The sequence below is a fragment of the Sanguibacter sp. A247 genome, assembly GCF_052324925.1.
In the GTDB taxonomy this organism is placed as follows: domain Bacteria; phylum Actinomycetota; class Actinomycetes; order Actinomycetales; family Cellulomonadaceae; genus Flavimobilis.
In genome coordinates this window covers 148128-160914 of the sequence record NZ_JBQPRE010000003.1, presented here as the reverse complement: position 1 = coordinate 160914, position 12787 = coordinate 148128, and the positions used below count along the sequence as shown (strand labels likewise).

The 12787-nt window shown below is 70.1% G+C and carries 13 protein-coding genes and 1 tRNA gene; 9 read left to right on the top strand and 5 right to left on the bottom strand.

What is annotated here, in order from left to right:
* Positions 1-142 precede the first annotated feature (142 nt).
* From ACTVCO_RS08935 to ACTVCO_RS08920, 4 genes are all read left to right on the top strand, one after another.
* Positions 143-1291 carry an LLM class flavin-dependent oxidoreductase gene (locus ACTVCO_RS08935; RefSeq protein WP_443728305.1) on the top strand — a complete coding sequence of 383 codons (1149 nt, stop codon included), beginning with the start codon at positions 143-145 and terminating at the stop codon, positions 1289-1291.
* Positions 1288-1809: a MarR family winged helix-turn-helix transcriptional regulator gene (locus ACTVCO_RS08930; protein ID WP_443728071.1), complete on the top strand. Its 522-nt coding sequence runs from the start codon at positions 1288-1290 to the stop codon at positions 1807-1809. Before ACTVCO_RS08935 ends, ACTVCO_RS08930 begins: the two co-directional genes overlap by 4 nt.
* On the top strand, positions 1806-2426 hold the full coding sequence (locus tag ACTVCO_RS08925) for an FMN reductase (RefSeq protein WP_443728070.1): 621 nt from the start codon (positions 1806-1808) through the stop codon (positions 2424-2426). Before ACTVCO_RS08930 ends, ACTVCO_RS08925 begins: the two co-directional genes overlap by 4 nt.
* 102 nt (positions 2427-2528) lie before the next feature.
* Positions 2529-2744 (top strand): hypothetical protein, encoded by a 216-nt coding sequence (locus tag ACTVCO_RS08920; protein WP_443728069.1) that lies wholly within the window; start codon positions 2529-2531, stop codon positions 2742-2744.
* Positions 2745-2816: 72 nt separating this feature from the next.
* Here the strand turns inward: ACTVCO_RS08920 and ACTVCO_RS08915 are convergent, their stop codons facing one another.
* From ACTVCO_RS08915 to ACTVCO_RS08905, 3 genes are read right to left on the bottom strand one after another with little or no spacing between them, the layout of a single operon-like run.
* The gene (locus ACTVCO_RS08915) at positions 2817-3671 is read right to left on the bottom strand and encodes a metal ABC transporter permease (protein WP_443728068.1); all 855 of its coding nucleotides are present in this window, start codon (positions 3669-3671) and stop codon (positions 2817-2819) included.
* The gene (locus tag ACTVCO_RS08910; RefSeq protein ID WP_443728067.1) at positions 3668-4414 is read right to left on the bottom strand and encodes a metal ABC transporter ATP-binding protein; all 747 of its coding nucleotides are present in this window, start codon (positions 4412-4414) and stop codon (positions 3668-3670) included. Before ACTVCO_RS08910 ends, ACTVCO_RS08915 begins: the two co-directional genes overlap by 4 nt.
* Positions 4411-5328: a metal ABC transporter solute-binding protein, Zn/Mn family gene (locus ACTVCO_RS08905; RefSeq protein ID WP_443728304.1), complete on the bottom strand. Its 918-nt coding sequence runs from the start codon at positions 5326-5328 to the stop codon at positions 4411-4413. The genes ACTVCO_RS08910 and ACTVCO_RS08905 overlap by 4 nt, the downstream gene beginning before the upstream one ends.
* Before the next feature lie 188 nt (positions 5329-5516).
* On the opposite strand from ACTVCO_RS08905, the gene ACTVCO_RS08900 reads away from it, so the two are divergent.
* From ACTVCO_RS08900 to ACTVCO_RS08885, 4 genes are all read left to right on the top strand, one after another.
* Positions 5517-6638, top strand: coding sequence for an SPFH domain-containing protein (locus tag ACTVCO_RS08900; RefSeq protein ID WP_443728066.1), 1122 nt, complete (start codon positions 5517-5519; stop codon positions 6636-6638).
* A gap of 3 nt (positions 6639-6641) precedes the next feature.
* Positions 6642-7778: a hypothetical protein gene (locus ACTVCO_RS08895; protein WP_443728065.1), complete on the top strand. Its 1137-nt coding sequence runs from the start codon at positions 6642-6644 to the stop codon at positions 7776-7778.
* 131 nt (positions 7779-7909) lie between these two features.
* Entirely contained in the window at positions 7910-9598 is a 1689-nt protein-coding gene (locus tag ACTVCO_RS08890; RefSeq protein ID WP_443728064.1) for a lipase family protein, read from the top strand.
* Positions 9599-9669: 71 nt separating this feature from the next.
* Positions 9670-9840, top strand: coding sequence for a hypothetical protein (locus ACTVCO_RS08885; protein WP_443728063.1), 171 nt, complete (start codon positions 9670-9672; stop codon positions 9838-9840).
* 46 nt (positions 9841-9886) lie between these two features.
* Here the strand turns inward: ACTVCO_RS08885 and ACTVCO_RS08880 are convergent.
* Both ACTVCO_RS08880 and ACTVCO_RS08875 read right to left on the bottom strand, forming a co-directional pair.
* Positions 9887-9960 (bottom strand) — tRNA-Pro (locus tag ACTVCO_RS08880).
* 88 nt (positions 9961-10048) lie between these two features.
* Complete coding sequence (locus ACTVCO_RS08875; RefSeq protein ID WP_443728062.1) at positions 10049-11386, bottom strand: MFS transporter; 1338 nt, start codon at positions 11384-11386, stop codon at positions 10049-10051.
* Positions 11387-11511: 125 nt separating this feature from the next.
* Between ACTVCO_RS08875 and ACTVCO_RS08870 the strand changes: the two genes are divergently transcribed.
* Positions 11512-12741 carry an NAD(P)/FAD-dependent oxidoreductase gene (locus ACTVCO_RS08870; protein WP_443728061.1) on the top strand — a complete coding sequence of 410 codons (1230 nt, stop codon included), beginning with the start codon at positions 11512-11514 and terminating at the stop codon, positions 12739-12741.
* Positions 12742-12787 lie beyond the last annotated feature (46 nt).

Genomic DNA, 12787 nt, shown 5'->3' with positions numbered 1-12787 from the left:
CGCGCGTCTGCGGACGGACAGCGTGATGGACGCCACGCCCAACCGGGAACACCTCGACACTGCATCTAGTTGAAGAGTAAAGTAGATGCAGATGCATGAACTTTGGAGCAGCGGTCGAGGCCGCATGAAGGAGCGCACGATGATGCAGTTCGGAATCTTCACCGTCGGCGATGTGACCACCGACCCGACGACGGGCCGCACCCCCACGGAGCACGAGCGCATCAAGGCAACCGTCGCGATCGCCAAGAAGGCCGAAGAGGTAGGGCTCGACGTCTTCGCCACCGGCGAGCACCACAACCCGCCGTTCGCCGCCCCCGCCAACCCGACGGTCCTGCTCGCACACGTCGCCGCCCAGACCACGCGCATCATCCTGTCGACGTCGACGACGCTCATCACGACGAACGACCCCGTCCGCCTCGCCGAGGACTACGCCTACCTCCAGCACCTCGCCGACGGGCGGATGGACCTCATGATGGGCCGCGGCAACACGGGCCCCGTCTACCCGTGGTTCGGCAAGGACATTCGCCAGGGCGTCGAGCTCGCAGTCGAGAACTACGCGCTGCTGCGCGAGCTGTGGACCAAGGACGTCGTCGACTGGAAGGGCCGCTTCCGCACGCCCCTGCAGAGCTTCACCTCGGTGCCCCGCCCGCTCGACGGCGTAGCGCCTTTCGTCTGGCACGGATCGATCCGCACCCCCGAGATTGCGGAGCAGGCTGCCTACTACGGCGACGGCTTCTTCCACAACAACATCTTCTGGCCGCTCAGTCACACCAAGCAGATGGTCCAGCTCTACCGCCGTCGCTTCGAGCACTACGGTCACGGTCAGGCCCACCAGGCGATCGTCGGCCTCGGCGGCCAGGTCTTCATGCGGAAGAACTCCCAGGACGCCAAGCGCGAGTTCCGTCCGTACTTCGACAACGCCCCCGTCTACGGCCACGGCCCGACGATGGAGGACTTCTCCGAGCAGACACCCCTGACGATCGGCTCGCCGCAGGAGGTCATCGACCGCTACGCCGCGATGCGCGACCACGTCGGTGACTACCAGCGCCAGCTCTTCCTCATCGATCACGCGGGACTTCCGCTCAAGACCGTCCTCGAGCAGCTCGACATCCTGGGCGAGGAGGTCGTCCCCGTGCTGCGCAAGGAGATGGCCGTCGGTCGCCCTGCCGACGTGCCCGACGCCCCCACCCACGCGACGCGCGTCGCCGCTGCAGGCGGCGGCCACGACTCGACCGTCTACGCGGACGCAGACGATGTCACGGGTGCTTCTCCGACGTCGGACGCCCGATGAGCACCGTCGCCCAGCCCCGCAGGTCGTCGCGCGAGGCGGCGAGCGCGGCGGCGAGCGCGGCGGCGTGGGAATCGCTCTTCCGCGCGCAGGTCGCCATCGTGCGTCAGCTCGCGCACGATGACGTGTGGGACGAGATCAGCATGAAGGAGTACGACGTGCTCTTCACCCTCTCGCGCGGCCCAGCAGAAGGACTGCGGCTCAAGGACCTCAACTCCGAGGTGCTGCTCTCGCAGCCGTCGCTCTCAAGGCTCGTCGATCGCCTCGCGGTCCGCGGCCTCGTCGCTCGCGAAGCCGTCGTCGACGATCTCCGCGGCACCCGAGTCGTCCTCACGAACGAGGGCCGCGCGCTTCAACGACGCGTCGGGCGCCGCCACGTCGGATCGATCGACGCGGCGATGGGCGGCGTGCTCACCCCCGCCGAGCTCTCGACCCTCGCCGAGCTCTGCGACCGACTGCGCGCACACGTCGGACCCGTGGGGGCAACGCCCCTCGCACCTATCCAGGAGGACCTGTCATGACCCGTCACCTTGTCGCCCTCAGCGCGGGCCTCTCGCAGCCGTCGTCCACACGGCTGCTCGCCGACCGCCTGCTCGCCGCGACGTCGTCAGCTCTCGAGGGGCGCGGGGTCGCGCACGACGTCACGGTCGTCGAGCTGCGTGACTACGCACGCGACGTGACGGACATGCTCCTCACCGGGTTCGCCCCGCCGCGCCTCGCCGCGGTGCTCGAGCAGGTCCGGACGGCCGACGGCCTGGTCGCGGTCACGCCGATCTTCTCCGGGTCGTACTCGGGTCTGTTCAAGTCGTTCCTCGACGTCGTGGAGCCCGATGCTCTCTCCGGTGTGCCGGTCGCGCTCGGTGCGACGGCCGGGACGCCGCGCCACTCGCTCGCTCTCGAGCATGCACTGCGCCCGTTGTTCAGCTACCTGCACGCCGACGTCGCGGGCACGGCAGTCTTCGCCGCGACCGACGACTGGGGTGCCACCGGCGGGGCGTACGACACCGCGGGCAAGCTTCAGGCCCGCATCGAGCGCGCCGGCCGGGAGCTTGCGAGCAAGGTCGAGGCCTACGGCGGCGCACCCGAGGCGGATCTCTTCGTGGACGTCGTGCCGTTCGCCGAGCAGCTGGGACTCTGACCGCTCGCGTGAGAGCGCGTCGATGATGAGCACGCGGCCCGGGCGAAGCCGGGTAGTCTCGTCGTGAGGCGCGCACGCGCTACCAGAGCCGTTGGAGGAGCGATGGAAACGTTCGACACCGAGCCCGCAGAGGCGCACCTGGACGGCCGGCCGGTTGCCGTCAACGCACTGATCTTCGTCGTCGTCATGGCGATCTTCGTCTTCGGCATGTGGGCGATGGGCGAGGGCATCGCCCAGCACAACCCATGGATCTTCAGCGGCGGACTGCTGGGGTCGTGCGCGGCCGTCGGACTCGCGCTCGGCGTCCGACAGGACTGACGTTCTCCACGACGGCGGCGCTCCCGGGTTTCCGGGGGCGCCGCCATCGTCGTGCGGGCTGTCCGGGCGCTGTCAGGCGGCCGTCGGGCGCGGCCGTCGGCGGGCAACGAGGCCGCGCCGAGGCGCGGCCACGGCCGCGAGCAGGTAGGTGAGACCCTGCACGAGGACGACGGTCGCCCCGGTCGCGAGGTCCGCGTAGTACGAGACGTAGACGCCCACGATCCCGCAACCGACGGCGATCGCTGGCGCGATGACGAGCATGTGGGAGAGCCGGTCGCTCAGGAGGTGCGCGGTCGCGCCGGGGATGACGAGCAGCGCGACGATGAGGACGACGCCCACCGACTGGATGGCCGTGACGGACGTGAGCGCGAGCAGGACGAGCAGGAGCGCGCCGACGCGCCCGGGCGAGCGCCCGAGGACCCGCAGCTGAACGGCGTCGAACGCCAACAACGTGAGGTCGTGGCGCCGTGCGAACGCGGCCACGAGGACGACGCCGGCGAGCACGGCCACCTGGACGAGCTCGCTCCGGGAGACGCCGAGGACGTTCCCGAAGATCACGTGCATGAGGTCGGTCTGGCTCGGCGTCACCGACACGAGCACGAGCCCGAGCGCGAAGAGAGTCGTGAAGACGATGCCGATGGCGGCGTCCTCCTTGGTGCGGCCCGTCGCGCGGACCGCGCTGACGAGACCGACCGCAGCGAGCGCGAAGACGGCGGCGCCGAGCGCAAAGGGCAGGCCGCTCAGATACGCGAGGACGACGCCGGGCAGGACGGCGTGCGAGACCGCATCACCCATGAGCGACCAGCCGACAAGGACGAGCCAGCACGAGAGCACCGCGCACACGGCGCTCGAGACCGTGATGACGGCGAGTGCTCGCAGCATGAACTCGTGTGCAAGAGGGTCAACGAGCAGGTCGAGAAGCGTCATCGAGGCGCCTCTCCCGTGCGCAGCCCAAAGGTCTCGGCGAGAGCGGCAGGTGTGAGGGTCGTGGTGACGGGGCCGTGCGCGACGACTCGCCCGGCGAGCAGGACGACGTTGTCAGCGAGATCGGCGACACCGGCGAGATCGTGCGTCGAGACCAGGACGCCCGCGCCCTTGCGTGCCTGGGAGCGCACGACGGCGACGAGGAGCGACGCCGAGACGACGTCGATGCCCGCGAGGGGTTCGTCGAGAAGAAGGAGACGTGCGTCGTGGACGAGCGCGCGTGCGACGAGGGCGCGGCGGCGTTGGCCTCCCGAGAGTGCGCCGATGGGCCGTCTCGCGACGTCGGCGAGGCCGAGCCGGTCGAGCGCCTCGGCAACCGCGTCGTGGTCGGCCCGGCTGCGCCGCCCCAGGGCGCCACGCGGCGCAGGGCGCCCCTGCATGACGACGTCCGTCACCGTGAGCGGGAAGGCGCGGTCGACGCTGTCCTCCTGCCCGACGAACGCGATCGTGCGCGCGCGCCGCGCGGCCTCCGGCGTTGTTCCTCCGACGCGGATCGAGCCCGCGCTCACGCGGGCTCCGCCCGTGATCGCGGCAAACAGCGTCGACTTGCCTGAGCCGTTGGGGCCAACCAGCGCCGTGACCGTACCGGGCGCGACCGAGAGCGAGACGTGGTCGAGCGCGCGGACGTCGGCGCGGTCGACCGTGAGGCCTGCGACGTCGAGCGCGAGCAGTGGTGCAGACGTCACGTGGCGCCTCCCGTCAGGCCCGCGACGATGAGGTCGACGTCGTGCTCGAGGAGATCGAGGTAGGTCGGCACGGGTCCGTCCGGCGCCGAGAGCGAGTCGACGTACAGGTGCCCGACGTAGCGCGCGCCGGTCGCGTCGGCGAGACGCTGCATGGTCGCCGGGTTGACGGTCGACTCGCAGAACACCGCGCGGATGCCCCGCTCCCGGACGACGGCCTCGACGCTGGCGACCTGCTGCGGGGTGGCCTGCTGCTCGGCGTTGACCGCCCAGAGGTAGTGCTCCTCGAGGCCGACGTCTGCGGCGAGGTAGGAGAACGCCCCTTCGCACGTGACGAGCGCGCGGGCGGCCGGGGGGACGGACGCCAGCTGGTGGACGAGCTGCCCGCGCAGGGTCTCGAGCTGGTTCGCGTAGGCGCTCGCTCGCGCGCGGTAGCTCGCCGCCCGGGGTGGGTCGAGCTCGGCAAAGGCGTCGGCGGCACGGAGCGCGTAGGCGGCACCTGCCGTCGGGCTCATCCACGCGTGAGGGTTGGCCGCTCCCGTGGCGTCGCCGCGCGTGACCGGGATCGTCGGGGTCCCCTCGCTCAACGTGACGCGCGGGACGTCGAGGCCGTCGACGAAACGTGCGAACCAGGCCTCGAGCCCCAGTCCGTTGTCAAGGATGAGGTCCGCACCCGCGGCCCGGCGCAAGTCGCCGGGTGTCGGGTCGTAGCCGTGGATCTCTGCACCGAGCTTCGTGATCGACGCGACCCGGAGGTCCTCCCCCGCCACAGTTCTGGCGATGTCGGCGATGACGGTGAACGTCGTGAGGACGAGCGGGCGGTCGTCGTGCGGCTGAGCGAGCGTCGTGCCGCCGCACGCTGTGAGCCCCAGCGTCGCGACGAGGGCAACACTGGCTCGGCACAGCACCCGGATCATTCCCATGACTCGAACTTAAGTTTCGGGTCACCGAACTTCAAATCGACCTCACTGCCCGTCAGGCCTCTTTGCCGAATCATGACTGGGCCGATGCACCACGGAGCCCGGATGTGTAGCATCGGCGAGGGCGCCGTCGCACGGACCGCGTTCAACGGCAGATCGCCGGAGCAAGGGGGTACGGGAGCGGCATGAGCTTCATGGACAAGCTGCGCGGGCAGCTCATCGACATCATCGAGTTCCTCGACAACTCACGGGACACGATCGTCTGGCGGTTCCCGCGGCAGGGCAACGAGATCAAGAACGAGGCCAAGCTCGTCGTGCGCGAGGGCCAGGTCGCCGTCTTCGTCAACGAAGGTCGCCTCGCCGACGTCTTCGGGCCCGGCACGTACACGCTCTCGACGCAGAACTTGCCGATCCTCTCGACCCTCAAGGGCTGGAAGCACGGCTTCAACTCGCCGTGGAAGGCCGAGGTCTACTTCGTCGCGACCCGGCAGTTCACGGACTTCAAGTGGGGCACGCAGAACCCCATCATGCTGCGCGACCCCGAGTTTGGCGCCGTCCGTCTACGGGGGTTCGGAACGTATTCGCTCCAGGTGACCGACGCGGCGGTCATGCTGCGCCAGCTCGTCGGCACCGACCCCAACTTCCGCACCGACGAGATCGGCGAGTTCTTCCGCCAGAACATCGTCGGCGCCCTCGGCCCTGCCCTCGCTCAGGCCAACGTCGCGGCGCTCGACCTCGCTGCCAACCAGCACCAGATCGCCGGACGCCTCGCGACAGAGCTCACGACGAGCCTCGCCGAGTACGGAGTCGCGATCACACGCTTCGTCATCGAGAACATCTCGTTCCCACCCGAGGTCGAAGCGGTCCTCGACAAGCGCACGCAGATGGCGATCGTCGGTGACATGCAGCAGTACACGCAGTTCCAGGCTGCGAACGCGATCGAGACCGCAGCGGGCAACCCCGGCGGCGGCAGCGAGGGCATGACGATGGGTCTCGGCCTCGCGATGGGCCAGCAGATGGGCCAGGTCCTCGCGGGCGGGCAGTCTGCGCCCGCACCCGCTGCTCCGGCGGCCCCGCCACCCTTGCCCGCGTCGTCCCCGTGGTTCCACGCGGCAGGGGGAGCCCAGTCCGGCCCGACCTCCCTCGACGACCTGGCGCGCCTTGCGGCTGCCGGAACCGTCACTCGCGAGACGCTCATCTGGCAGGACGGCATGGCCGCGTGGACCCCCGCGGGTTCCGTGCCGGCGGCTGCGTCGATCTTCGGCGCGGTTCCGCCGCCGCTTCCGCCCGCACTCCCGGGGGTGTGATCGATGACCATGCCTCCCCCGCCCCTTCCGCCGGGCCACGTCCCGCAGCCGCGCGGACCGGGCGCGCCTCCCCCTCAGCCCGTTCCTGAGGAGCTGCTCTCGACGCGCTGCCCCGGTTGCGGGTCCCAGCTCGGCTTCGCCGCGGGGACGTCCTCGTTGCGCTGTGTCACATGCGGTTACGTCGCGGAGATCGGGCGCACCCCGGACGCCGCGGTCGACGAGCACGACTACGCGGAGTGGGCCGCGACGAACGCTGGGCGTACGGTCGCGAGCCTTGGCGGCCACGTGATGAAGTGCGACGGCTGCGGCTCGACGACCGAATCGACCGCGCTCTCGACGTCGTGCCAGTTCTGCGGCGGGCATCTCGTGGGCATCACGCCCACCGAGGGTGTCGTCGCGCCCGAGGCCGTCGTGCCGTTCGCGCTCGACAACGCTGCGGCTCGCGCCGCGTTCACGCGCTGGGTCACCTCCCGCTTCTTCGGTCCGAACTCGCTCAAGGACGTCGATGCCGAAGAGTCGCTGCGCGGAACGTATCTGCCGTACTGGACCTTCGACGCCCACACGACGAGCGACTACGAGGGTCAGCGCGGCGACGACTACACCGTGCGGATCGACGACGACCACACCGAGACCCGCACCCGCTGGTCGCATCGGTCCGGGCGCGTCGAACGGTTCTTCGACGACATCGTCGTCGACGGTTCGGAGCAGCTGACGACGCGGGAGTCTCGCGGTGCCGGTCGCGCGGACCTCGACAAGGCGGAGCCTTACCGGCCCGAGTACGTGGCCGGGTTCTCGACCGTCCGCTACGACGTCGACCCGCCGCAGGCGCTCGAGACGGCAAAGCGAGTCATGGCGCGCACGATCCGGTCGGACGTCGAACGTGACATCGGCGGCGACCGTCAGCGGGTCGCCGAGATCCGTACCGCATATGCCGCGGTGATGTTCAAGCTCGTCCTCATGCCGTTCTGGATCGCGACATATATGTACGCGGGCAAGCAGTGGCAGGTCGTCATCAACGCCTCGACAGGCAAGGTCACCGGTAAGCACCCGGTGAGTGTCATCAAGGTCGTACTCACGATCGTCGCGAGCCTCGTTGCGCTGGCACTCGCGTTCTTCCTCTACATGAAGACACGATCCTGAGCGGCTTGAGTCCGCGCGCGTTGCGGGGCACCGCACAGGCTCGCCCACCAGCCGCCACAGGTTCGGGCCCGCGTGCACCGCGCACTCCCGGGCAGTACGTGCGAGCCTGGGCTCTCAGGACCTCAGCGAGCGTGCCGCTGCCGTGGCGACGCAGCGCGGGTGTCGTGCTCGTCGTCGCGGGCGTGGCATTGCTTGCCTTTCCGCTGACGTCGCTCACGGGGGCGTGGGCAGCGTCGGTCGTCGTCCTTGGCGCGCGCGGAATCATGCTGGCCCGTCAGCGCCGCCTCTGGCAGGGTGCTCTGCTTCTTCTTGTGGCGGTCGCACTCGTGGCCGTGGCGTCGCGCCTGTCAGGAGCCGCCCATCTTGTTGCGGCGGCCTGGGCTCTGGCCTGCGCGGTGTGCGCGCTGTTCCCGCATGCCCCCGGCAGCCGTATGCGCCGCATGACCGCGGTCGTGGCCGGCGGGAGCGGCGTTCTTCTTGCGCTGCGCTGGCCCGACGTGGCGACGCTCGGGCTCGCGTGGGCCGTCGCCCTTGCTGTCGTCGCGGGCTCGGGTCTCGCTGTGCTGCGGGCGCCGAGAGCACCTCGTGCAGTAGCCGAGCTGGACGACGGCCGTATGCGGTGGTTTGGTTCGTGGCGCACGACTGTTGCGTCGGTTCTCGTCCTCAGCCTCGTCGGCTCGGCGTGGTGGCTGAACGCGCAGCTGGCGCCCGTGGCACCTGTGCCGACCGCGTTCTACGAGCGGCCTGGCGAGGTTCCAGCGGAGCCAGGACAACTCCTCCGTGCTGAACGTTACGACGGTGACCTGCCGAGCGGTGTCGCAGGCTCGCGCATCCTGTACACGACGACTCGCGGTGATGGCTCCCCCACTGTGGCGAGTGCGCTGGTCGCCCTGCCTGTCGGCGAAGGTCCGCGCACGATGGTCGCGTGGCAGCACGGGACACTCGGCACGGATGTGCGCTGCGCGCCGAGCCTCACGGACGACGCGCTTGCCGACACGAACGTCCCAGGCGCCCGGGCCGCTCTCGCACGCGGCTGGGGTCTTGTCGCGCTCGACTATCCGGGGCTCGGCGTCGCAGGCCCTGCGACGTACCTCGTGGGCGCCGACGAAGGCCGGGCGACGCTCGACGCTGTGCGTGCGGCGCAGCAGGTGGACGCGGGGCGCGCGCCCGGACCGCTCATGCTGTGGGGGCATTCCCAGGGTGGCCATGCCACGCTCTGGGCCGGCCAGCTGGCCGACTCTTACGCCCCCGAGCTGGACCTCCGCGGCGTCGCGGCACTCTCGGCTGCGCACGACCCTGCGGCCATGGCCGCGCACACAACGCGTTCGGGTCCGACGGGCTTCGCAGCGCTCGCTGTGGCCTTCGTGCTCGACTCCTACACGGAGGCGTATGAGGAGCTGACCCGGGCGGAACTTGTCGACCCGGCGGGTATCGCCTTCCTCGATGCGGCTTCGTCACGCTGCACGGCTGACCCGGGCACGCTCGTCACGGTCCTGGCGACGGCGGCGACGAGGCTCGATCGGACGCTCTTCACTGTCGACGATGCGGACGTCAAGCGACGTCTGGTCGAGAACGCGGCGTCGGGCGACGTGGGCGTGCCGCTGCTCCTCGCCCAGGGCGACACAGACACTGTCGTGCCGGTCTCGATGCAGCGCACCCTCGCCGCGCGGGTGTGCGCGGGCACGGCCCCCGTCACGGTGCGCGAGTATGCAGGCCTTGGTCACCTCGACGTCGTACAGCCGGGGTCGCCACTCGTGGGAGACCTGCTCGCATGGTCCGACGAGGTGCTCGCGTCAGGCGAGCCCCGCGACTGCGGGTGACGCACGAGACTCCGCAGGCCCCGCACAGCGTGGCACGATGGAGGGACGAGATCACGACGGGAGGTCTACCGATGGCCGACATCACGTGGGTCGATCCACGAGAGCAGATCGCGGTCGGAGTGCTCATGGCCAATGGCCGCCTTGCCCCGCGTTCGTTCCGCGACCGCGCTGAGGCTGAGGCGTGGGCGCAGCCCGACGAGGAAGTCGTCGAATGGAACCTCGTCTGCGAGTGCGACCGCTGACACGACAAAGTCCTGATGAGAATCACTTCTCATCAGGACTTTTCTGTCGGGCTGACAGGATTTGAACCTGCGACCCCTTGACCCCCAGTCAAGTGCGCTACCAAGCTGCGCCACAGCCCGTAGGTCCGCGTGCGGACCTCCGCAGCCCTTGCGGGCCGTCAGAAATACTACCCCAGTTTTGAGGGCTCGCTCGCCACGTCGCGCCACGTCACAGACGTGCGTCGTCGTCGGGCGCGTTGGTGCCTTGCTCCGCGTCGGACTCGTCCTCGATTGTGCTGAGCGCGCGGCTCCCCGGCAGCAGCCGCATCGTCCGGAATGGCGAGAGCATGAGCGGCAGAGCCGCGAGGATCTCCCCCACGACGACGACCCAGAGCATGGCGACGACGCCGAAGTGGTCGGCGATGAGCCCTCCGACCACGCCCGCGATCGGCATGCCTCCCCACACGATGAACCGGAACGACGCGTTCATGCGGCCCAGCAGGTGAGGCGGGCACAGGCGTTGGCGGAAGCTCACCTGCGAGACGTTGAACCATGTCTGCGTCACCTGCATGAGGAACCCGCCCACGATGAGCGGGATCCGGGCATCGACACCCGCGTCCTGCACCCAGGCAGCCGCAGGGATCGCCGCGAAGAGGAACGGCGTGAAGAACGCCGAGAACGCGATGATGCGACCTTCGCCGATGACGTCGGTGGCTTTGCGGGAGGTCACGGCGCCGAGGATCCCGCCGACGGCGCTCGCCGACATGACGACGCCGATCGCATCGGCGCCGAGCCCCAGGGTCGTCACGACGTAGTAGATGATCATCGACCACCCCATCGTCGAGAACAGCGCGCTCACGCCCGTTGAGTAGACGAGCCGGTTGAGCAGCGGCGTGCGCGTGATGAAGCGCAGGCCCTCGGCGATCGCGGGGCCGAGCGGCAGGTGGGAGTCCGTGTCGGGGAGCACCTCGACCTTGCGGATGCGGCCGAGAAAGCCGACCGAGAGCGCGTACGTGACGACGTTGATGGCGATGAGCGCCGGAGCCGCGACGATCTTGAGCAGGGCTCCCCCGACGGCGGGCACCGCGACCGCCGCGACCGAGTAGGTCGCCTGAAGCTTCGTGTTGCCCTCGGAAACCTGGGACAGCCCGACGAGCCCTGGGACGTAGGAGAGGTGCGCGACGTCGAAGAAGACGGTCGCCACGGAGATGACGAGGCCCGCGGCGTACAGGAGCGGCATCGACCCGAGCCCGACGCTTGCGAGGACGACGACGGCTGCGAGCACGAGCCCGCGCACGACGTCCGCCCAGATGAGCACCGACCGCTTGCGCATCCGATCGACCCACGCGCCCGCGGGCAGCCCGACGACGAGGAACGCCGCCGTCTGGGCGGAGGTGAGGTAGCCCATCTCGAGGGCGCTCGCACCGAGCGTCGTCACCGCGTACACCGGCAACGCCAGGGCGGTCAGCTGCGCGCCGACCTGCGCGAGGGCGTCAGCGGCCCACAGGCGCCGAAAGTCGGGGTGGTGGAGGAGGCTACGTTGAGGAGTGCCAGGCACGTCCTTCATGCTCCCACCCGCTGCCTGCTGTGGATCGCACCGTTGGGCCCGGAGTGGGGCACGTCACGTGTGAGTGCAGGCGGCGCAGGTCAGGCGTACCGTGACGAGAAGTGACGATCTGACGGAGGTGCACGGTGGAGAGGTTTGATCACGTCATCATGGGCGCGGGTGTGGCCGCTGACGCGGCGGCACGCGGGATCAGGGAGGTGGACGCCGACGCGACCATCTGCCTCATCGGCCCAGAGGGCGACGAGCCGTACGACCGCCCTCCGCTGACCAAGGACCTCTGGCGCCCCCAGCCGCCGGACTCGATCGACCTCGGCACGGCCCGCGACACCGGCGCCGTCGTCCGCACCGGGCGCACCGTCGTCGCGATCGACACGGGTGCACGGACCGTGACGACCGACGACGACACCGTCATCGGGTACGAGCGACTCATCATCGCGACCGGCGGGACACCCCGCACGCTCACGCCCGCACCCGTCCCGGGTGTGCTGACGTTCCGCTCGCTCGCGGACTACCGACGCGTCCGCGCCGTGGCCGACGCCGGTCAGCACGTCGTGCTCGTCGGAGGCGGGTTCATCGGTCTAGAGCTCGCGTGCAGCCTCGCTGACTCCCCCGCGCAGGTCACTCTCGTCATCTCCCAGGAACGCCCTGGCGCGCAGATCGTCCCCGACCTCCTCGCGCGGCGCCTCGAGGACGGCCTACGCTCCCGCGGCGTCGACGTCATCGCGCACCGCCGCGCTGTGACGACCGAGGCCGGGGCCCAGGATGCAGGCCCCGTGCTCGTCCTCGACGACGCCGCATGGGTCGAGTCCGACGTCATCGTCGTCGGGCTCGGCGTCACCCCGACCGATGGCGTCGCGCGCGCCGCAGGCCTCCGGGTCGACGACGGCATCGTCGTCGATGCGACGCTCCGTACGTCGGACCCGTTGATCCGTGCGGCAGGCGACGTGGCCCGCTACCCCGACCAGATCCTCGGCGACGTGCGCATCGAGCACGTCGACAACGCGAACACGACCGGACGCAGCGCGGGCCGGGCCAACGCGGCTGAACACCTTGGCCGTGAGCCCGAGCCCTACACGCACACACCGTTCTTCTACTCGGACTGGTTCGACGACGGCTGGGAGGCCGTCGGAACGCTCGACTCGCGCCTCACACTCGTCGAGGACTGGGCGCCGGGCACACCGGGCGACGCCGGCGTCGTCTACTACGTTGCGGACGACGGAGCGCTCCGGGGCATCCTGCTGTGGAAGGTCTGGGGCCGCGTCGAACGCGCGACCGCGCTCCTCGCCGAGCTGGGCACGCCGGGCGCCGTGAACGACCCCGAGACGCTCCGCGGCCGCATCGCCACGACAGACTGACGCTCCCGCGTGGGGCGGTGCCCCACAGCGCCCCCGGCGCCCCAGG